We start from the raw sequence: 19,976 nt of genomic DNA on the forward strand, positions 1-19,976 counted from the left end.
TTGAAATACCTTGCTTCCTTTCGAACTACGCTGAAAGTCTCGCGCTACTTATTCAGAGCGTTAGCGTTACTCATTTGGCTCTTAATCGCCTTTGTTTCGGTGTTTTACATCGTCAATGCCCTGCACCAGCGGGAATCTGAAATTCGTCAGGAGTTCAACCTTAGCTCCGATCAGGCGCAGCGTTTTATCCAGCGCACGTCGGATGTGATGAAAGAGCTCAAATATATCGCCGAGAACCGTTTAACGGCGGAAAACGGCGTCATGTCGTCGCGTGCGCGTGATGACAAAATGGTGGTGCCGGATTTTGAACCGCTATTCGCCGACTCAGACTGTGCGGCGATGGGCTCCGCCTGGCGCGGCTCGCTGGAGTCGCTGGCCTGGTTTATGCGTTACTGGCGCGACAACTTTTCAGCGGCGTATGATCTTAACCGCGTTTTCCTGATTGGCAGCGATAACCTCTGTATGGCGAATTTCGGCCTGCGTGAAATGCCCGTGGAGCGCGATGATGCGTTAAAAGCGTTACATGAGCGGATTATGAAATACCGCAACGCGCCGCAGGAGGAAAGTGGGAATAACCTTTTCTGGATAAGCCAGGGCGCGCGTCAGGGCGTGGGCTACTTTTATGCGCTGACGCCGGTGTATCTGGCCAACCGTCTGCAAGCGTTGCTGGGCGTCGAGCAGTCCATCCGCATGGAAAATTTTTTCACGCCGGGCAGTTTGCCGATGGGCGTCACCATTATTGATGAGAACGGCCATTCGCTGATTTCGTTGACCGGTCCTGACGGCATTATTAAAGCGGAGCCGCGCTGGATGCAGGAGCGTTCCTGGTTTGGTTATACGCCAGGTTTTCGCGAACTGGTACTCAAAAAAAGCCTGCCGCCATCCTCGCTCAGTATTGTCTATTCTGTGCCTGTAGATTTAGTCCTGGAGCGTATTCGTATTCTTATCCTGAACGCTATCCTGCTGAACGTGCTGGTGGGGGCAGGGCTGTTTACGCTTGCGCGGATGTATGAGCGGCGAATTTTCATTCCGGCGGAGAGCGATGCCCAGCGTCTGGAAGAGCATGAACAGTTCAACCGTAAAATCGTCGCCTCCGCGCCGGTGGGGATCTGTATTCTGCGCACTATTGATGGTGTCAATATTCTGAGTAACGAACTGGCGCACACCTACCTGAACATGCTCACGCATGAAGACAGACAGCGCCTGACGCAAATTATTTGCGGCCAGCAGGTCAACTTTGTTGATGTATTGACCAGCAATAATACCAATTTGCAAATTAGCTTCGTCCATTCCCGCTATCGTAATGAAAACGTCGCGATTTGCGTGTTGGTAGATGTGAGTACGCGCGTCAAAATGGAAGAGTCGCTGCAAGAGATGGCGCAGGCGGCGGAGCAGGCAAGCCAGTCTAAATCCATGTTCCTTGCAACGGTCAGCCATGAATTGCGCACACCGCTTTACGGTATCATTGGCAATCTCGATCTGCTGCAAACCAAAGAGCTGCCAAAAGGCGTGGATCGTCTGGTCACGGCGATGAATAATTCCTCCAGTCTGTTGCTGAAAATTATCAGCGACATTCTCGACTTCTCGAAAATTGAGTCGGAACAGCTAAAGATTGAGCCGCGCGAATTTTCACCGCGAGAGGTGATGAACCATATCACCGCCAATTATCTGCCGCTGGTGGTGCGTAAGCAGCTCGGCCTGTATTGTTTTATTGAGCCTGACGTGCCGGTATCGCTGAACGGCGACCCGATGCGTTTACAGCAGGTCATTTCAAACCTGTTGAGCAACGCCATTAAGTTTACCGATATTGGCTGCATCGTGCTGCATGTGCGCTGTGATGGGGATTATCTCAGCATTCGCGTGCGGGATACCGGCGTTGGTATTCCGGCAAAAGAGGTGGTTCGCCTGTTCGATCCCTTCTTCCAGGTAGGAACCGGCGTACAGCGTAACTTTCAGGGGACCGGTCTGGGGCTGGCGATTTGCGAAAAATTGATCAGCATGATGGACGGCGATATTTCCGTCGATTCGGAGCCGGGCATGGGAAGCCAGTTTACGCTGCGCATCCCGCTTTATGGCGCGCAATACCCTGTAAAAAAGAGCGTGGAAGGACTCGCCGGAACCTGCTGTTGGCTGGCGGTGCGCAATACTTCTTTGTGCCAGTTTATTGAGACCAGTCTGGCGCGTAGCGGCGTTCATACGCAGCGTTATGAAGGGCAAGAACCCGCCGCGGACGATATTTTGATTGTCGATGACGCGCTGGAGCATACCTGGCAGGGGAGGGCGGCGGTCGTCTTTTGCCGCCGTCATATCGGGATTCCGTTGGAAAGAGCGCCGGGCGAGTGGGTGCATAGTGTGGCGTCGGTGCATGAGTTGCCCGCACTGTTGGCGCGTATTTATAGTATTGAGCTGGATAGTGAAGCGCTTTCCAGCGCATTGCCGACGACGGATAAAACCGCAGATTCAAATGACGACATGATGATTCTGGTCGTTGACGATCATCCGATCAATCGCCGTCTGCTGGCCGATCAATTGGGATCGCTGGGGTATCAGTGTAAGACAGCCAATGATGGCGTGGACGCTCTGAATGTGCTGAGTAAAAATGCTATCGATATTGTTCTGAGCGATGTGAACATGCCGAACATGGACGGCTATCGCCTGACGCAGCGTATCCGTCAGCTTGGGCTGACGCTGCCGGTCGTCGGCGTGACGGCGAACGCGCTGGCGGAAGAGAAACAACGTTGCCTGGAGTCCGGTATGGACAGCTGTTTGTCGAAGCCTGTGACGCTGGATGTGTTGAAACAGACGCTGGCGGTGTATGCCGAACGAGTACGTAAAACGCGGGCATAAAAAATGCCGGATGGCGGCGTCGCCTGTCCGGCTTGCAAAAGATGAGTCGACTGGTAGGCCTGATAAGCGTAGCGCCATCAGGCTGGGTAACGTAAAAGCGATTTATTCTTTGTCTGTCGGACTCAGGGTGACGGAAGAGAGATAGTTGAGCAGCGCGATATCATTCTCTACGCCCAGTTTCATCATCGCCGATTTCTTCTGGCTGCTGATGGTCTTAATGCTGCGGTTGAGCTTCTTGGCGATTTCGGTGACCAAAAAGCCCTCGGCGAACAGGCGTAATACTTCGCTCTCTTTTGGCGACAGGCGCTTATCGCCGTAACCGCCTGCGCTGATTTTCTCCAGCAGACGAGAAACGCTTTCTGGGGTGAATTTTTTGCCTTTTTGCAGCGCGGCCAGCGCCTTAGGCAGATCGGTTGGCGCACCCTGCTTGAGTACGATCCCTTCAATATCAAGATCCAACACGGCGCTCAGGATCGCCGGGTTGTTGTTCATGGTCAGAACGATAATAGACAGGCTCGGAAAATGACGCTTGATGTACTTGATCAAGGTGATCCCATCGCCGTATTTATCTCCCGGCATGGAGAGGTCAGTGATCAACACATGCGCATCTAATTTCGGCAGGTTGTTGATCAATGCTGTGGAATCTTCAAATTCGCCGACAACATTCACCCACTCGATTTGTTCAAGTGATTTGCGAATACCGAACAGTACAATCGGGTGGTCATCGGCAATAATTACGTTCATATTGTTCATGTATTGGGCTACCTTGCTACAGCAAGCTTTTGACGTAGGCGTCAATGTCGCTGATATATTTTTCTATACCTGGAGCATCTTTCTCACGAATCAGATGTTCCAGCGTTTCACATAACTGCTTGCCGGGTACCAGATTAAGCATGGCAAACACCCCTTTCAGGCGGTGGGCCGTTTGGGCCAGCGCAGCGAAATCGCTGGTTGCCGCCTCAGTATACAACCTCTTAACATCATCCGGTACTGTGTCTACAAATAGCGCATAATAGCCGCTGGCATGAAGCTCGGCATTTTCATCTCCGCCGAGCGGGGAGGCGGGAATCTCTTCCTGCGCCAGCTGCTCTTCGATAAGTTGTAGTACAGCTTCCTGCATAGCATTGCTCATATTAAAGTTGACGCGCAACTGACCCGGGCCAATTTTCCGCACGCCTGACTCATCATCGCTTAAAAGCAAGCCCGAGGCAGTAAGATTAGACGGATTATCCGTTAAAAAGAGATCATATTCTTGACTTATCTGCCTTTCATCCGGCGTGATGCAGGTGGCGCCCCAGTTTTCTAACTGACGCAGCACAATCGCGCGAACCTCGTTGGACGTCACATCGACCATCACGCTCACGTCGTCCAGCAGGCGCTCTTCGACCTGAGTATGCTGATCGTGAGGAAGCATTTTGACATGAACGGTATAGCGCGTGCCCAGCGTTTCTCGCGCTTTAATGTTGAGATGACCGCCCAGTTTGCGCGCCAGTTGATTGCACAGCCAGAAGGTGAGCGGATTCGCTTTGCCGTAACGATCGCCCTGCGTTTCATTCATATACGGGAAATGCAGATTATCAATCTCGTTTAACGTTACGCCTTCGCCCGTATCCAGAATACGGAAAGTCAGACGCTCCGCGATAGATTCATCCTGCTCGACTTCAAGCGTAATTTTACCCATAGCGGTCGTTGTGACGGCATACTGAATCAACAGCAGCAAAATCCGGCGCAGGGCGTCGCGATCGCCCCAGCGTTCATCGTTGCCGCTAAGATGGTTATTAATCAGCAGTTGCAGCCCTTTACGCTTAATGGCGGGCAGCACTTCCGGCACGACTTCGTCAATAAGATCCTGCAGGGAGAACAGCGTTGCTTCGCTCTTCCATGCGTCATTTTCCAGCATATTCGCCAGTTGGATTTCATCGATCATACGTACCAATACATCCGCCTGATCCGCCAGTTTCAGGCTTTCCGGCGTGGTGACTGCCGCGGCGTTAACCGCCAGTTGGCGTACGGGCTCTTTAAGCGTGTTGCTGATATTTTGCATAAAGGCGGCGCGACCCTGCTGATTCTTCTCATACAAACGCTGCGCCTGTTTGAGCTTCTTATTCACCAGCACTTCCCGGTCCTGATCGCGAATAATAAAGATCTGCGTGCGGGGAGCGATCTGGCTGCGAAACAGACGGATCTCATACAGTTCGTTATTAATTGTCGCCTGAATCACGCCCTGATGCTGTTCCGCCATGCTGGTAATATTTTGCAGGTTAAGATGCGGCAACAGATGATCGGCGATTTTATTGCTGATCACGGTGCGGTTGCCTTCCTGATCGTAGACCAGCAGACCCAGCGGCAGCAGAGAAACGATCTCTTCATTAATGGCGCGTAAGACGCGAAGCTCATTATTCGCCGCGTTGCCGGATGTCGATTCCGTCGACCGTCCCGGCTGATGACGGAACGTGGCGTAGCCAAATAACGCCAACGCCAGCAGCCCGATGTTCAGCAGTAAAGGCAGCAGAATATTTTGCAACGTATCAAGCAAAAGCGTACCGAACGGTACCTGCCAGATCAGGCGCATTCCGGTAGAGTTAAGCGCTGAGGAGATCTCAATTTTTGAACCGTTAAAGCTAATCGTGACGCTATCTGGCGCTTCCTTTTCACTGCTTCGCCCCGTCGCCTGGGTTGCGTCAGGCTCTATCCGAAAACTGTCCAGCGGCATTCCCGGCGGGATTAAATCATTAATGGGCAGATCAAACGCCACCACGGTTGCCAGATGTCCTGGCTGATTGAAGGTCGTGCGCAGCGTAAAATAGTGACCGTTTTGCCAGGCCAGTTTTCGCAATGAGGAGAAACTTTCGCGCTCATCCAGCGCATTCGCCTGCTGCAACATCTCTGCCCGGCGGGAATCGACGATATTGCCAATAGTGGACTCTTTAAAGCCGGAAGAGAGATCTTTCAACGGTAGGGTAGAGATAAGAATCAGGCTGTTATCCTGTCCGTTGAGGTAATACATTGACCACGGCACGTTTTCCGCGCCCCACAGCGTATCCAGATAAGTTGACATACGCTGCGTCATTTCCAGCGTGGCGCTGTCATGGGAACCGAAAATCAGCGCTTCAGTTTTACGTCGCGGCTTTTCAAGATAATACACATCCTGCTTCAGACGCGTTTCCTGAAGTCCTTCACCTGTCGATGGCGTAGTGGTCGCGGCGATGTTGTCATAAATTTGCCAGGTAACATACCGCCAGGTGTCCACGCGTTTATGAATAGCGTGGGTGATATCGACAATTTGATAGCTTTTGTCTTTCAACCAGGCGTTGACGGCGCTCTGTACCATAACGCCCATCGTTACCAGCAGCACAATGATCAGCAATAAGAAGAAACGGGTAATGCTTCCCGGTAGAAGGGAGAATCGGGTAGAGACCGTTGTGTCAGACTGACTCATTTATGTTTACGACCTGTAAAAGCAACGCTGAAGGTGAAGGGCAGTATAAAGGGTAATGAATGAATTTCCAGACTCTTACGTCATGCCGGGCAACTTAACACGCGCTCCGTCGGCGGGACGGGAAAAGCGTACAACCTTCGCAGAACGGTACAAATATAAAGACTACTTATAAATGTTTAGCACTAAATATCAAGAAATTATTTGCTAATGTCTTACGAACGGTCGAGCTGGGGAGGGTAGTGAATAACCGTGATAGTTTTAGGCAGGTAGCATAAATCAGCCAGGTGTGCCTGAAAAAGGGTAAAAAAAACCGAATGCGAAGCATCCGGTTGAAATAGGGGTAAACAGACATTCAGAAGTGAATGACGGTAATAAATAAAGTTAATGATGATAGCGGTCACTATTTTAGTTGCGAATGAAGATTCTGTTTTATCATTCAGTGCTATGAATTTCATCAATTTAACCCATTGATTTTAAAAGTCTCGTGAATATATTTTGTCTATTTGTGCTTATTTTTACTTGATTTTTGCTTTAAAAAAGTTCCGTAAACTTCATATTTTGAAACATCTATGTAGATAACTGTAACATCTTAAAAGTTTTAGTATCATATTCGTGTTGGATTATTCTGTATTTTTGCGGAGAATGGACTTGCCGACTGGTTAATGAGGGTTAACCAGTAAGCAGTGGCATAAAAAAGCAATAAAGGCATATAACAGAGGGTTAATAACATGAAAGTTAAAGTACTGTCCCTCCTGGTACCAGCTCTGCTGGTGGCGGGCGCAGCGAATGCGGCTGAAATTTATAATAAAGACGGCAACAAATTAGACCTGTTTGGTAAAGTTGATGGCCTGCACTACTTCTCTGACGACAAAGGCAGCGACGGTGACCAGACCTACATGCGTATCGGCTTCAAAGGCGAAACGCAGGTTAACGATCAGCTGACCGGTTATGGCCAGTGGGAATATCAGATTCAGGGCAACCAGACTGAAGGCAGCAACGACTCCTGGACGCGTGTGGCGTTTGCGGGTCTGAAATTCGCTGACGCAGGTTCCTTCGATTATGGTCGTAACTACGGCGTAACCTATGACGTGACCTCCTGGACCGACGTTCTGCCGGAGTTCGGCGGCGACACCTACGGCGCTGACAACTTTATGCAGCAGCGTGGTAACGGCTATGCTACCTACCGTAACACCGACTTCTTCGGCCTGGTGGATGGTCTGGACTTCGCGTTGCAGTATCAGGGCAAAAACGGCAGCGTGAGCGGTGAAAACACCAACGGTCGCAGCCTGCTGAACCAGAACGGTGACGGTTACGGCGGATCGCTGACTTATGCAATCGGCGAAGGCTTCTCTGTCGGTGGCGCTATCACCACGTCTAAACGTACTGCCGATCAGAACAACACCGCTAACGCTCGCCTGTATGGTAACGGTGATCGCGCCACGGTTTACACCGGTGGCCTGAAATACGATGCGAACAACATCTATCTGGCAGCGCAGTATTCTCAGACCTATAACGCAACCCGTTTTGGTACCTCTAACGGTAGCAACCCGTCCACCTCTTACGGTTTTGCCAACAAAGCGCAGAACTTTGAAGTGGTTGCTCAGTACCAGTTCGACTTTGGTCTGCGTCCGTCTGTGGCTTACCTGCAGTCTAAAGGTAAGGACATCAGCAACGGCTACGGCGCCAGCTATGGCGACCAGGACATCGTAAAATATGTTGATGTCGGCGCGACTTACTACTTCAACAAAAACATGTCCACCTATGTTGATTACAAAATCAACCTGCTGGATAAAAACGACTTTACCCGCGATGCGGGCATCAACACCGACGACATCGTAGCGCTGGGTCTGGTTTACCAGTTCTAATCAGCAAAAGATGTTGCTAAAGGGCCTACGGGCCCTTTTTTCATGCCTTATTCCGGCGTACAAATACGACGTTTTGATATACGCTTGCGTCCATTCGAATGAGGATAAACAGCGATGAAAATGACTTTTTGCCGGGCCGTGTGTCTGGCGGCGGCTTTTTTACTTATGGGCTGCGATGAGGCTCCCGAAACGACAACAGCGTCACCTGCCGCTCAGGTGCTGGAAGGTAAAACGATGGGGACCCTCTGGCGGGTGAGCGTGGTTGGCATCGATGCGAAACGCGCCGCAGAGTTACAGACTAAAATCCAGACTCAGCTTGATGCTGATGATTGGTTGCTTTCTACCTATAAAAATGACTCCGCGCTAATGCGTTTTAACCATTCACGCAGCCTTGCGCCCTGGCCGGTCAGCGAAGCCATGGCGGATATCGTGACCTCGGCGCTGCGTATTGGCGCGAAGACGGACGGCGCGATGGATATCACCGTGGGCCCGCTGGTCAATCTGTGGGGGTTTGGACCGGATCGGCAGCCGCTGCATATCCCAACGCCAGCACAAATCGATGCGGCAAAAGCGAAAACAGGCCTGCAACATTTGCAGGTTATCGACAGGGCTGGACATCAGTTTTTGCAAAAAGATTTGCCGGATCTTTATGTTGATCTCTCCACGGTCGGGGAGGGCTATGCGGCGGATCATCTGGCGCGTCTGATGGAGCAGGAGGGCATTGCGCGTTATCTGGTCTCGGTGGGCGGCGCATTAAGCAGTCGCGGGATGAATGCGCAGGGGCAGCCGTGGCGCGTCGCGATTCAGAAGCCGACCGACCGGGAAAATGCGGTGCAGGCGATTGTGGATATCAACGGGCATGGCATCAGCACCTCCGGCAGCTACCGCAACTATTATGAGCTGGATGGCAAGCGTATCTCGCACGTTATCGATCCGCAAACGGGGCGCCCCATTGAACACAATCTGGTATCGGTTACGGTTATCGCGCCAACGGCGCTGGAAGCGGACGGCTGGGACACCGGCCTGATGGTGCTTGGTACGCAAAAGGCGCAAGAGGTCGTGCGGCGGGAAGGGCTGGCGGTCTTTATGATCATGAAAGAAGGTGAAGGCTTTAAAACCTGGATGTCGCCGCAGTTCAAAACGTTCATGGTGAGCGATAAGAATTAAAACGCAAGATTACGGGTTTTTGTGGGCGGATTTACGGACACACTGCATGTAAGCAAGCACTATGCTTAATGAAGGAGTCTATGATGAAAAAAGCGTTACTTACCGATGATGAATGCTGGTTGCGGGTGCTGGCGCGCGATGCCAGCGCGGATGGGCGTTTCGTTTTTGCGGTGCGAACCACTGGCGTTTTTTGCCGCCCTTCTTGTCACTCGAAGCGGGCGTTACGTAAAAATGTTCGCTTTTTTGCCAACGCGCAGCAGGCGCTGGACGCCGGTTTTCGCCCCTGCAAGCGCTGTCAGCCGGATAATGCGCGCGCGCAGCAACGGCGGTTGGATAAGATTGCCTGCGCCTGCCGTTTACTTGAGCAGGAGACGCCGGTAACGCTGGCGTCTCTGGCGCAGGCGGTGGCGATGAGCCCGTTTCATCTGCACCGTTTGTTTAAAGCGAGCACCGGTATGACGCCGAAAGGGTGGCAGCAGGCGTGGCGCGCCCGGCGGCTGCGTGAGGCGTTGGCGAAAGGAGAGCCGATCACGGCGGCTATTTATCGCGCCGGCTTCCCGGATAGCAGTAGCTACTACCGTCATGCCGACCAGACGCTGGGCATGACGGCAAAACAGTTTCGCAAAGGCGGCGATAATGTCTCCGTTCGCTATGCGCTGACGGACTGGGTTTACGGACGGTGCCTGGTGGCGGAGAGCGAGCGGGGGATTTGCGCGATTCTCCCCGGTGATAGCGACGACGCGCTACTGGCTGAATTACACACCCTGTTCCCGGCGGCCCGCCACGAACCTGCCGACGCGCTTTTTCAGCAACGGGTGCGGCAGGTTGTCGCGGCTATCAACACACGCGATGTGCTGCTCTCGTTGCCGCTGGATATCCAGGGAACCGCGTTTCAACAGCAGGTCTGGCAGGCGTTATGCGCAATTCCCTGCGGCGAAACCGTAAGCTATCAACAGCTTGCCGCGACTATCGGCAAACCCACGGCAGTACGCGCGGTCGCCAGCGCGTGCGGCGCGAATAAACTGGCGATGGTGATCCCGTGTCATCGGGTCGTGCGTCGCGATGGCGCGCTCTCCGGTTATCGTTGGGGCGTGCGTCGAAAAGCGCAGCTATTAAAGCGAGAAGCGCAAAAAGAGGAGTAGCAATGCTGGATCTATTTGCTGATGAAGCGCCCTGGCAAGAGCCCCTGGCGCCTGGCGCGGTGGTGTTGCGCCGCTTTGCGTTTCGCGCGGCGCAGTCGCTATTAGACGATATCGGGTTTGTCGCCAGTCAGTCTCCGTTTCGTCAGATGGTGACGCCGGGCGGCTACACCATGTCGGTGGCGATGACCAACTGCGGCGCGTTAGGGTGGACTACCGATCGTCACGGTTATTGTTATGCCGTGCGCGATCCGTTGACCGATAAACCCTGGCCTGCGCTGCCGTTATCGTTTGCCAGCGTATGTCGTCAGGCGGCAATCGCGGCAGGGTATGCGAGCTTCCAACCGGACGCCTGCCTGATCAATCGCTACGCGCCCGGCGCAAAACTGTCGCTGCATCAGGATAAAGACGAGCCGGATCTGCGCGCGCCTATTGTCTCAGTTTCGTTGGGGGTGCCGGCGGTTTTTCAGTTTGGCGGCCTGCGTCGCAGCGATCCGCTCCAGCGGATCTTACTGGAGCATGGCGATATCGTGGTCTGGGGCGGCGAGTCCCGGCTGTTTTATCATGGTATCCAGCCGCTTAAAGCGGGCTTTCATCCCATGACCGGTGAATTTCGTTACAATCTCACCTTCCGTCAGGCGGCTGAAAAAGAATAAAAATAAGAATTATTATTGCTGTGCAGGTGGAGTTAGTTAAACTGCGGGCTGTTATTATCGGTCCGGGTTGTATGCATGGAACTTCTTATTCTTGTCTGGCGGCAGTACCGCTGGCCATTTATTAGCGTGATAGCGCTGAGCCTCGCCAGCGCGGCGCTGGGGATTGGCCTGATCGCGTTTATCAATCAGCGCCTGATTGAAACGGTGGACACCACCGTCATGGTGCTGCCGGAATTTCTCGGCCTGCTCCTGTTACTAATGGTCGTCACATTAGGTTCCCAACTGGCGCTCACCACTCTGGGACACCATTTCGTTTACCGCCTGCGCAGCGAATTTATCAAGCGCATTCTGGATACGCACGTTGAACGCATTGAGCAACTGGGCAGCGCCTCTTTACTGGCCGGTCTGACCAGCGATATTCGCAATATTACTATCGCCTTTGTGCGTCTGCCTGAGCTGGTGCAGGGCATTATCCTCACCGTCGGCTCGGCGGCGTATCTGGCGATGCTATCGACAAAAATGCTGCTGGTTACGGCTATCTGGATGGCGGTCACTATCTGGGGCGGATTCGTGCTGGTGGCGCGGGTTTACCAGCATATGGCGACCCTGCGCGAGACCGAAGATAAGCTGTACAACGACTATCAGACGGTGCTGGAAGGACGCAAAGAGCTGACGCTAAACCGCGAGCGTGCGGAGCAGATTTTTCAGCAATGCTATATCCCGGACGCCAAAGAGTACCGTCATCACATTATCCGTGCCGATACTTTTCATCTGAGCGCCGTCAACTGGTCGAATATCATGATGCTGGGGGCGATAGGCCTGGTCTTCTGGATGGCGAATAGTCTCGGCTGGGCGGATACTAACGTCGCGGCGACCTATTCACTGACGTTGCTGTTCCTGCGCACGCCGCTGCTGTCTGCAGTGGGGGCGTTGCCAACGCTACTGACCGCCCAGGTGGCGTTTAATAAACTGAATAAATTCGCGCTCGCCCCGTATAAGCCTGATTTTCCACAGCCGAAAGCCTTTCCCGACTGGAAGACGCTGGAGCTGCGCAACGTGGTTTTCCACTATCAGGATAACGCGTTTTCCGTGGGGCCCATCAACCTGACGATTCACCGCGGCGAACTGCTGTTTTTAATTGGCGGCAACGGTAGCGGGAAATCGACGCTGGCCATGTTATTGACCGGTTTATACCAGCCGCAATCGGGAACGATTTTACTTGATGGTCAACCTATTGCCGCCGGACAGTCGGAAGATTATCGCAAACTGTTTTCTGCGGTGTTCACCGATGTGTGGTTATTCGACCGCCTGCTGGGGCCGCAGGGGAAACCCGCCAATCCCGCTCTGGTCGAAAAGTGGCTTGAGCACCTGAAAATGACGCACAAGCTGGAGCTAAACGATGGGCGCATTTTGAATCTTAAACTGTCGAAAGGGCAAAAAAAGCGCATTGCGCTGCTGCTGGCGCTGGCGGAAGAGCGCGATATTATTTTGCTGGATGAGTGGGCCGCCGATCAGGACCCGCATTTCCGCCGGGAATTTTATCAGGTACTGTTGCCGTTAATGCAGGAAATGGGCAAAACCATTTTCGCCATTAGCCATGATGATCACTATTTTATTCACGCCGATCGTCTGCTTGAAATGCGTAACGGACAGCTAACCGAACTCACTGGCGACGAACGTGATGCCGCCTCGCGTGATGCGGTTGCGCGTACTGCGTAATGGACTATGGCGCCGGATGAACCACCTGATGGCAGCCCGTAGGCCTGATAAGATGCTACGCGTCGCCACCAGGCATCGGGCGAGCGGATTTCCAGACGTGTTTTGAAAAGAACCCCGGAGCGCTGCGTGAGTCGGCGTGTTCAGATGCCCGGTAAGTGTGACCGGGCAGCGTAACATTATCGCGTGACGGCGTTCTGTACGTTAGCGTCCGCTTTCCAGATGCGGTATTTCACGTCCACATTCGCCGGGGTATACACCACGATCGGCAGCTTGCTGTTGTAGCGCACCATCCCGTCTTCACCCAGCCAGGCGGTGACGAATTTTTGCTCTTTCTTACCTTCAGGGCAGGCCATCATGGTTGATACCGGAGAGGTGACGTTATCAAAGACATAATAGTCATAGCCCCAGCCTTCCAGCGTTTTTGTTTCCAGCGTGCCGCCGAGGCGATGCTGGTTACAATCCACATTCAGCGTTTGACCAATCAACAGTTCCACTTTGAGGGTAGATTCATCCTGCTGAGGGGTAAGGGTTATCACTTGCCGCTTCATTCCTTTTTCCGCCTGCGGATAGGGGGCGATTTTTTCCAGCGGCTGGGCGGTATCACCATTGTTAGCCCAGGCAGAGGCGCTGGCGAGGGCGGCGAAGACGACGGCAGGGACAAACATCTTCATTTGATTGTTCACAGTATTTCCTTTCTGCTGTTTTCGGTATGCATGGGAGACAGATTAACACATTCATATTATCTATTAATCTGTATTTGTTCATATTTTCAAGATTATTAATAAAATAGTGTCTTTTTATATAGTGGAATATTCCGATATTGATAATGTAAATGAAATTATCAACTATTAGTGATTTTCGTTATATAAGTATCTATATAACTCATTGAAATGTGAGAAAAAGCACGTTTACGGGTCTTTACCCGGCACTCTTTTGATCCGGCAACAGCATTTACCTCTATCGGGGTATGCATCTCTTACACATCCTGAAATATCTTATTTACAAAAATAACTACTCATAAATTGTACGGTTTTTATTGGCATTCACTCCCTATGGAAGCGTGTCGTTATGGAAGGGCGATATCATGGTTGATTTATCCCGTCGAAGCATGTTGACCGGCAGTTGGCGCAACGCCAGCAATGGGATTTTTCCGCCGTGGGCCAGAGAAACGACCTATTTTCTCGCGCATTGTCTGCGTTGCGACGCCTGCATCCAGGCGTGTGAGGCCGACATCCTGCAGCGAGGGGCGGGGGGATATCCGAGCGTAGATTTCAAACGGGGCGAGTGCAGCTTTTGTTATGCCTGTGCGCAGGCCTGTACTGAATCGCTTTTTCTTCCGCGCCACACCAGGGCCTGGGATCTGATTTTTACGCTCACGGAAAACTGCCTCGCCAGGCAATCGGTTGAATGCCATCGCTGCCAGGACAGTTGTGAACCTATGGCCATTACCTTTCGTCCCACGCTATCCGGCATTTACCAGCCGCAGCTTGACTCGCAGGCCTGTCACGGATGCGGGGCGTGTGTGGCTATCTGTCCCGTGTCAGCCATCAAAGCGGAGAACCACCATGCGCACTAACTGGCAGGTCTGTAGCCTGGTCGTGCAGGCCAAAAGTCAGAACATCGCCGCCATTGGCACACAGTTGAACACGTTGCCGGGTTGCGAAGTCGCGTTAAGCGACGTTGAAAGCGGGCAACTGATCGTGGTGGCGGAAGCAGATCAGAGTGAAACGCTGATGCAAACAATTGAGTCAGTACGCAATGTCGAGGGCGTACTGGCGGTGTCGCTGGTTTATCACCAGCAGGATGAGCAAGGTGAGGAAACACCATGAAACTCAGTCGTCGTAGCTTTATGAAAGCTAACGCCGTTGCGGCCGCTGCGGCGGCTGCCGGTCTGAGCGTGCCGGGCGTCGCCCGCGCCGTTGTCGGGCAGCAGGAAGCCATCAAATGGGATAAAGCGCCGTGCCGTTTTTGCGGAACGGGTTGCGGTGTGTTGGTGGGAACGCAGCAGGGCCGTGTGGTCGCCTGCCAGGGCGACCCCGATGCGCCGGTCAACCGTGGTCTGAACTGCATTAAAGGCTACTTCCTGCCCAAAATCATGTACGGTAAAGATCGTCTGACGCAGCCGATGCTGCGCATGAAAGACGGCAGCTATCACAAAGACGGCGAGTTTACGCCGGTGAGCTGGGAACAGGCCTTCGATGTGATGGAGGAGAAGTTTAAAACCTCCCTGAAAGAGAAAGGACCAGAAGCGATCGGCATGTTTGGGTCGGGTCAATGGACCATCTGGGAAGGCTATGCCGCCGCGAAACTGTTCAAGGCTGGTTTCCGCTCTAACAACATTGACCCGAACGCGCGTCACTGCATGGCCTCGGCGGTGGTGGGCTTTATGCGTACCTTTGGCATGGATGAACCGATGGGCTGCTACGACGATATTGAGCAGGCCGATGCGTTTGTGCTGTGGGGTTCCAACATGGCGGAGATGCACCCGATTTTATGGTCGCGCATCACTAACCGCCGTTTGTCCGACCCGAACGTGAAGGTTGCCGTCCTCTCCACCTTCCAGCACCGCAGCTTTGAACTGGCGGACAACGGTATTGTCTTTACCCCGCAAAGCGACCTGGTGATCCTTAACTATATCGCGAATTACATTATTCAGAACAACGCGGTAAATCAGGATTTCTTCACAAAGCATGTGAATCTGCGTAAAGGGGCGACGGATATCGGCTACGGCTTACGCCCGACGCACCCGCTGGAAAAAGCGGCGAAGAATCCGGGCTCCGACGCTTCCGAGCCGATGAGCTTCGACGAGTATAAAGCTTTCGTGGCGGAATATACGCTGGACAAGACTGCTGAAATGACCTGCGTGCCGAAAGATCAACTGGAACAGTTGGCGCAGCTCTACGCCGATCCGAATAAGCGCGTGATCTCTTACTGGACGATGGGTTTTAACCAGCATACCCGCGGCGTGTGGGCGAATAACCTGGTTTACAACCTGCATCTGCTGACCGGAAAAATCTCCCAGCCTGGCTGCGGTCCTTTCTCGCTGACCGGCCAGCCTTCCGCCTGCGGTACGGCGCGTGAAGTGGGAACCTTCTCACACCGTCTGCCCGCAGACATGGTCGTGACGAACGAAAAACACCGTGATATCTGCGAAAAACACTGGCAGATCCCCGCTGGCACTATCCCGGCAAAAGTGGGTTTACACGCGGTGGCGCAGGATCGCGCGTTGAAAGACGGCAAGCTGAACGTCTACTGGGTAATGTGTAATAACAATATGCAGGCCGGGCCGAACATCAATGAAGATCGAATGCCGGGCTGGCGCGATCCGCGTAACTTTATCATTGTCTCCGATCCTTACCCGACGGTGAGCGCGCTGTCTGCGGATCTGATCCTGCCGACCGCCATGTGGGTTGAGAAAGAAGGCGCTTACGGCAACGCCGAACGCCGCACGCAGTTCTGGCGTCAGCAAATTAAAGCGCCGGGCGAAGCTAAATCCGACCTCTGGCAACTGGTGCAGTTCTCCCGTCGTTTTAAAACCGAGGAGGTCTGGCCGGAGGCGTTGCTGGCCCAGAAGCCGGAGCTGCGCGGTAAAACGCTGTATGACGTTCTGTTCGCCACGCCTGCGGTCAGCAAATTCCCGTTGAGCGAGCTGAAAGAGGAGCAGTTAAACGATGAGTCTCGTGAGCTGGGCTTCTATCTGCAAAAAGGGCTATTTGAAGAATACGCCTGGTTTGGACGTGGCCACGGGCACGATCTGGCGCCGTTCGACGATTACCACAACGCGCGCGGTCTGCGCTGGCCGGTCGTCGAAGGCAAAGAGACGCAATGGCGTTACAGCGAAGGCAACGACCCGTATGTAAAAGCGGGGGAAGGGTACAAATTCTACGGTAAACCGGATGGCAAAGCGGTGATCTTCGCGCTGCCATTTGAACCCGCGGCGGAGTCGCCGGACAACGAGTACGATCTGTGGCTTTCCACCGGTCGCGTGCTGGAACACTGGCATACCGGCAGTATGACGCGCCGCGTGCCTGAATTGCATCGCGCCTTCCCGGAAGCAGTGGTCTTTATTCACCCGCTGGATGCGAAAGCGCGCGATCTGCGTCGTGGGGATAAGGTTAAAGTGTCATCCCGCCGCGGCGAAGTGATTTCGATTGTCGAAACGCGTGGACGTAACCGTCCGCCGCAGGGACTGGTGTATATGCCGTTCTTCGATGCCGCTCAGCTAGTGAACAACCTGACGCTGGATGCGACGGACCCGCTCTCTAAAGAGACGGACTTCAAGAAGTGCGCCGTTAAGCTGGCGAAGGTGTAACGCGTTATGTCCCGTACAGCGAAACCCCAAAATGGCCGCCGCCGCTTTCTGCGTGATGTTGTGCGCACTGCGGGCGGGCTGGCGGCGGTTGGCGTGGCGCTGGGCTTGCAACAGCAAACCGCGCGCGCATCGGGCGTGCGGCTGCGTCCGCCTGGCGCGCTGAATGAAAATGCCTTCGCCAGCGCCTGTGTGCGCTGCGGGCAGTGCGTTCAGGCGTGTCCATACGACACGCTAAAACTGGCGACGCTGGCCTCCGGGCTATCGGCAGGCACGCCCTATTTCGTCGCTCGCGACATCCCCTGCGAAATGTGTGAAGACATTCCGTGCGCCAAAGTCTGCCCCAGCGGGGCGCTGAATAAAGATATCGCCTCCATTGATGACTCGCGTATGGGGCTGGCGGTGCTGCTGGATCAGGAAAACTGCCTCAACTTTCAGGGGCTGCGCTGCGACGTTTGCTACCGCGAATGCCCGAAAATCGATGAGGCCATCACGCTGGAACTGGATCGCAACATGCGCACCGGCAAACATGCGCGCTTTCTGCCCACCGTACACAGCGACGCCTGTACCGGCTGCGGCAAATGCGAAAAAGTCTGCGTACTGGAGCAACCAGCGATAAAAGTGTTGCCGTTGTCATTGGCGAAAGGGGAGTTAGGACACCATTACCGCTTCGGCTGGCTGGAGGGGAAAGATGGCAAATCGTAAACGCGACGCCGGGCGAGAAGCGCGGGCGAAAAAAGGCTGGTGGCGTAGCCACCGCTGGCTGGTGTTACGCCGTATCAGCCAGTTTATGGTGCTGGGGATGTTTCTCAGCGGCCCGTGGCTGGGCTTTTGGGTTTTGCATGGCAACTACAGCAGTAGTTTGCTGTTCGATACCCTCCCGTTGACCGATCCGCTGATTACCCTGGAAAGTCTCGCCAGTGGACATCTTCCCGCTACCGTGGCGCTGACGGGAGCAGTGATTATCGCTGTGCTGTATGCGCTGGCGGGAAAGCGACTATTTTGCAGTTGGGTTTGCCCGCTAAACCCCGTTACCGATTTGGCTAACTGGATGCGCAGGAAATTTGACCTGAACCAGTCTGCGACGATTCCACGCCATATACGGTACGTCCTTCTGGTGGTGGTGTTAATCGGTTCGGCGTTGACCGGCACGCTGCTGTGGGAATGGATTAATCCCGTGTCGCTGTTAGGTCGTAGTCTGATTATGGGATTTAGTAGCGGCGCGTTGCTGATTATTGCTTTGTTTTTATTTGATTTATTAGTCGTTGAGCACGGTTGGTGCGGCCATATTTGCCCGATGGGCGCGCTGTATGGCGTGCTGGGCAGTAAAGGCGTAGTGACCGTGACGGCCAAAAAACGTGAGAAATGTAATCGCTGTATGGATTGTTTTCATGTTTGCCCGGAACCGCATGTGCTACGTGCGCCGGTGCTGGATGAGCAAAGCCCGGCGCAGGTCACTCACCGCGACTGCATGACCTGCGGTCGCTGCGTGGATGTCTGTTCTGAGGATGTTTTTACAATAACGATACGCAACATCATTCGGGATGCATCGCGGCGGTAAGCGAGGAAATCCCCGGGAGCATAGATAACGATGTGACTGGGATTTTGGAGCGCAGCCAACAAAGAGGCAGCTCGAAGGATGAAGTGTAAATGCGATGGAGTTCGGGAGCGAAACAATGAAAAGCCATGACCTGATGAAAGCGCTGTGTCAATGGATGGCCACGCTTGCCCTGGTGGTAAGTGGTGCGGTTTGGGCGGCAAACGGAGTGGATCTGAGCCAGTCGCCGGAAGTATCCGGGACGCAGGAAGGGGCGATTCGTATGCCGAAAGAGCAGGAGCGTATGCCGCTAAATTACGTCAACCAGCCGCCGATGATCCCGCACAGCGTCGAGGGCTACCAGGTGACGACCAATACCAACCGCTGTCTGCAATGCCACGGCGTGGAAAGTTATCGTACGACGGGCGCGCCGCGTATCAGTCCGACGCACTTTATGGACAGCGACGGTAAAGTGTCGGGCAACGTCGCGCCGCGTCGTTATTTCTGCCTGCAGTGCCACGTACCGCAGTCTGATACCGCGCCGATTATCGACAATACCTTTACCCCCTCGCAAGGTTACGGGAAATAAGAGGTCATTATGGAAAATTCTAACCGTAAACCCGGCTGGATAAAGCGCGTCTGGCGATGGTGGCGCAGCCCCAGCCGCCTGGCGTTGGGGACGCTGCTGTTAATCGGTTTTATCGGCGGCATCATCTTCTGGGGCGGCTTCAATACCGGCATGGAAAAGGCTAACACCGAAGAGTTTTGTATTAGCTGCCATGAAATGCGCAACACGGTGTATGAGGAGTACATGGAAACCGTCCACTACAACAACCGTAGCGGCGTTCGTGCCACCTGTCCTGACTGCCATGTGCCGCATGAGTGGGGGCCGAAGATGATCCGTAAGATCAAAGCCAGTAAAGAGCTGTATGCGAAGGTATTTGGGCTGATAGATACACCGCAGAAATTTGAAGCTCATCGCCTGACAATGGCACAAAATGAGTGGCGGCGCATGAAAGACAACAACTCGCAGGAATGCCGTAACTGCCACAATTTCGACTTTATGGATCTGACCGCGCAAAAAGGCGTCGCGGCGAAAATGCACGATCAGGCGGTAAAAGACGGACAGACCTGTATCGATTGCCACAAAGGGATCGCGCATAAACTGCCGGATATGCGTGATGTTAAACCAGGTTTCTGACAGGACGTTGATGAGTGGGAATGCTTGAAGCCAGAGATCTGTACTGCGAGCGGGACGAGAGGACGCTGTTTCGCGGGCTGTCGTTCACCGTGGAGGC

The 19,976-nt window shown here is 53.7% G+C and carries 16 protein-coding genes and 1 pseudogene; 14 read left to right on the top strand and 3 right to left on the bottom strand.

Features of this window, described 5'->3' with window-relative positions:
- Nucleotides 1-2,847 (top strand): two-component system sensor histidine kinase RcsC, encoded by a 2,847-nt coding sequence (gene rcsC, locus ACLJTG_RS18330; RefSeq protein ID WP_000876075.1) that lies wholly within the window; start codon nucleotides 1-3, stop codon nucleotides 2,845-2,847.
- A gap of 102 nt (nucleotides 2,848-2,949) precedes the next feature.
- Here rcsC and rcsB read toward each other — a convergent pair whose 3' ends face one another.
- Nucleotides 2,950-3,600, bottom strand: a complete 651-nt coding sequence (gene rcsB, locus ACLJTG_RS18335; RefSeq protein WP_001061919.1) for a response regulator transcription factor RcsB — start codon at nucleotides 3,598-3,600, stop codon at nucleotides 2,950-2,952.
- 16 nt (nucleotides 3,601-3,616) lie between these two features.
- Complete coding sequence (gene rcsD, locus ACLJTG_RS18340) at nucleotides 3,617-6,286, bottom strand: phosphotransferase RcsD (protein WP_000083201.1); 2,670 nt, start codon at nucleotides 6,284-6,286, stop codon at nucleotides 3,617-3,619.
- A 728-nt stretch (nucleotides 6,287-7,014) separates the two neighbouring features.
- Between rcsD and ACLJTG_RS18345 the strand changes: the two genes are divergently transcribed.
- The 5 genes from ACLJTG_RS18345 (at nucleotide 7,015) to ACLJTG_RS18365 (ending at nucleotide 12,832) form a co-directional block, all read left to right on the top strand.
- On the top strand, nucleotides 7,015-8,151 hold the full coding sequence (locus tag ACLJTG_RS18345) for a porin OmpC (protein WP_000865526.1): 1,137 nt from the start codon (nucleotides 7,015-7,017) through the stop codon (nucleotides 8,149-8,151).
- Nucleotides 8,152-8,265: 114 nt separating this feature from the next.
- Entirely contained in the window at nucleotides 8,266-9,318 is a 1,053-nt protein-coding gene (apbE, locus tag ACLJTG_RS18350) for an FAD:protein FMN transferase ApbE (RefSeq protein WP_000784306.1), read from the top strand.
- Nucleotides 9,319-9,398: 80 nt separating this feature from the next.
- Nucleotides 9,399-10,460 (top strand): bifunctional DNA-binding transcriptional regulator/O6-methylguanine-DNA methyltransferase Ada, encoded by a 1,062-nt coding sequence (gene ada, locus ACLJTG_RS18355; RefSeq protein WP_064043069.1) that lies wholly within the window; start codon nucleotides 9,399-9,401, stop codon nucleotides 10,458-10,460.
- Between the two features lie 2 nt (nucleotides 10,461-10,462).
- A complete protein-coding gene (gene alkB, locus ACLJTG_RS18360; protein WP_000884991.1) occupies nucleotides 10,463-11,113 on the top strand; it encodes a DNA oxidative demethylase AlkB in 651 nt (216 codons plus the stop codon).
- 75 nt (nucleotides 11,114-11,188) lie between these two features.
- Nucleotides 11,189-12,832 (top strand): multidrug ABC transporter permease/ATP-binding protein, encoded by a 1,644-nt coding sequence (locus tag ACLJTG_RS18365; RefSeq protein WP_064043068.1) that lies wholly within the window; start codon nucleotides 11,189-11,191, stop codon nucleotides 12,830-12,832.
- A 176-nt stretch (nucleotides 12,833-13,008) separates the two neighbouring features.
- On the opposite strand, the gene eco is transcribed toward ACLJTG_RS18365, so the two are convergent.
- Complete coding sequence (eco, locus tag ACLJTG_RS18370) at nucleotides 13,009-13,503, bottom strand: serine protease inhibitor ecotin (protein ID WP_061380659.1); 495 nt, start codon at nucleotides 13,501-13,503, stop codon at nucleotides 13,009-13,011.
- 413 nt (nucleotides 13,504-13,916) lie between these two features.
- Between eco and napF the strand changes: the two genes are divergently transcribed.
- The 8 genes and pseudogenes from napF to ACLJTG_RS18410 all read left to right on the top strand — a co-directional run.
- Nucleotides 13,917-14,408, top strand: coding sequence for a ferredoxin-type protein NapF (napF, locus tag ACLJTG_RS18375; RefSeq protein WP_079951355.1), 492 nt, complete (start codon nucleotides 13,917-13,919; stop codon nucleotides 14,406-14,408).
- On the top strand, nucleotides 14,398-14,661 hold the full coding sequence (napD, locus tag ACLJTG_RS18380) for a chaperone NapD (RefSeq protein WP_001260058.1): 264 nt from the start codon (nucleotides 14,398-14,400) through the stop codon (nucleotides 14,659-14,661). Before napF ends, napD begins: the two co-directional genes overlap by 11 nt.
- Nucleotides 14,658-17,144 (top strand): nitrate reductase catalytic subunit NapA, encoded by a 2,487-nt coding sequence (gene napA, locus ACLJTG_RS18385; RefSeq protein WP_079951354.1) that lies wholly within the window; start codon nucleotides 14,658-14,660, stop codon nucleotides 17,142-17,144. The genes napD and napA overlap by 4 nt, the downstream gene beginning before the upstream one ends.
- Before the next feature lie 6 nt (nucleotides 17,145-17,150).
- Complete coding sequence (gene napG, locus ACLJTG_RS18390) at nucleotides 17,151-17,846, top strand: ferredoxin-type protein NapG (protein WP_023242532.1); 696 nt, start codon at nucleotides 17,151-17,153, stop codon at nucleotides 17,844-17,846.
- Nucleotides 17,833-18,702, top strand: coding sequence for a quinol dehydrogenase ferredoxin subunit NapH (gene napH, locus ACLJTG_RS18395; RefSeq protein WP_000013529.1), 870 nt, complete (start codon nucleotides 17,833-17,835; stop codon nucleotides 18,700-18,702). The genes napG and napH overlap by 14 nt, the downstream gene beginning before the upstream one ends.
- Before the next feature lie 115 nt (nucleotides 18,703-18,817).
- Nucleotides 18,818-19,267, top strand: coding sequence for a nitrate reductase cytochrome c-type subunit (gene napB / locus ACLJTG_RS18400; protein WP_000835182.1), 450 nt, complete (start codon nucleotides 18,818-18,820; stop codon nucleotides 19,265-19,267).
- Nucleotides 19,268-19,276: 9 nt separating this feature from the next.
- Nucleotides 19,277-19,879, top strand: a complete 603-nt coding sequence (napC, locus tag ACLJTG_RS18405; RefSeq protein WP_000431778.1) for a cytochrome c-type protein NapC — start codon at nucleotides 19,277-19,279, stop codon at nucleotides 19,877-19,879.
- 20 nt (nucleotides 19,880-19,899) lie between these two features.
- A pseudogene (locus ACLJTG_RS18410) lies at nucleotides 19,900-19,976 on the top strand (heme ABC transporter ATP-binding protein CcmA); the annotation flags it as partial.

It is taken from the genome of Salmonella sp. SAL00672, assembly GCF_046552175.1.
Classification (GTDB): domain Bacteria; phylum Pseudomonadota; class Gammaproteobacteria; order Enterobacterales; family Enterobacteriaceae; genus Salmonella; species Salmonella enterica.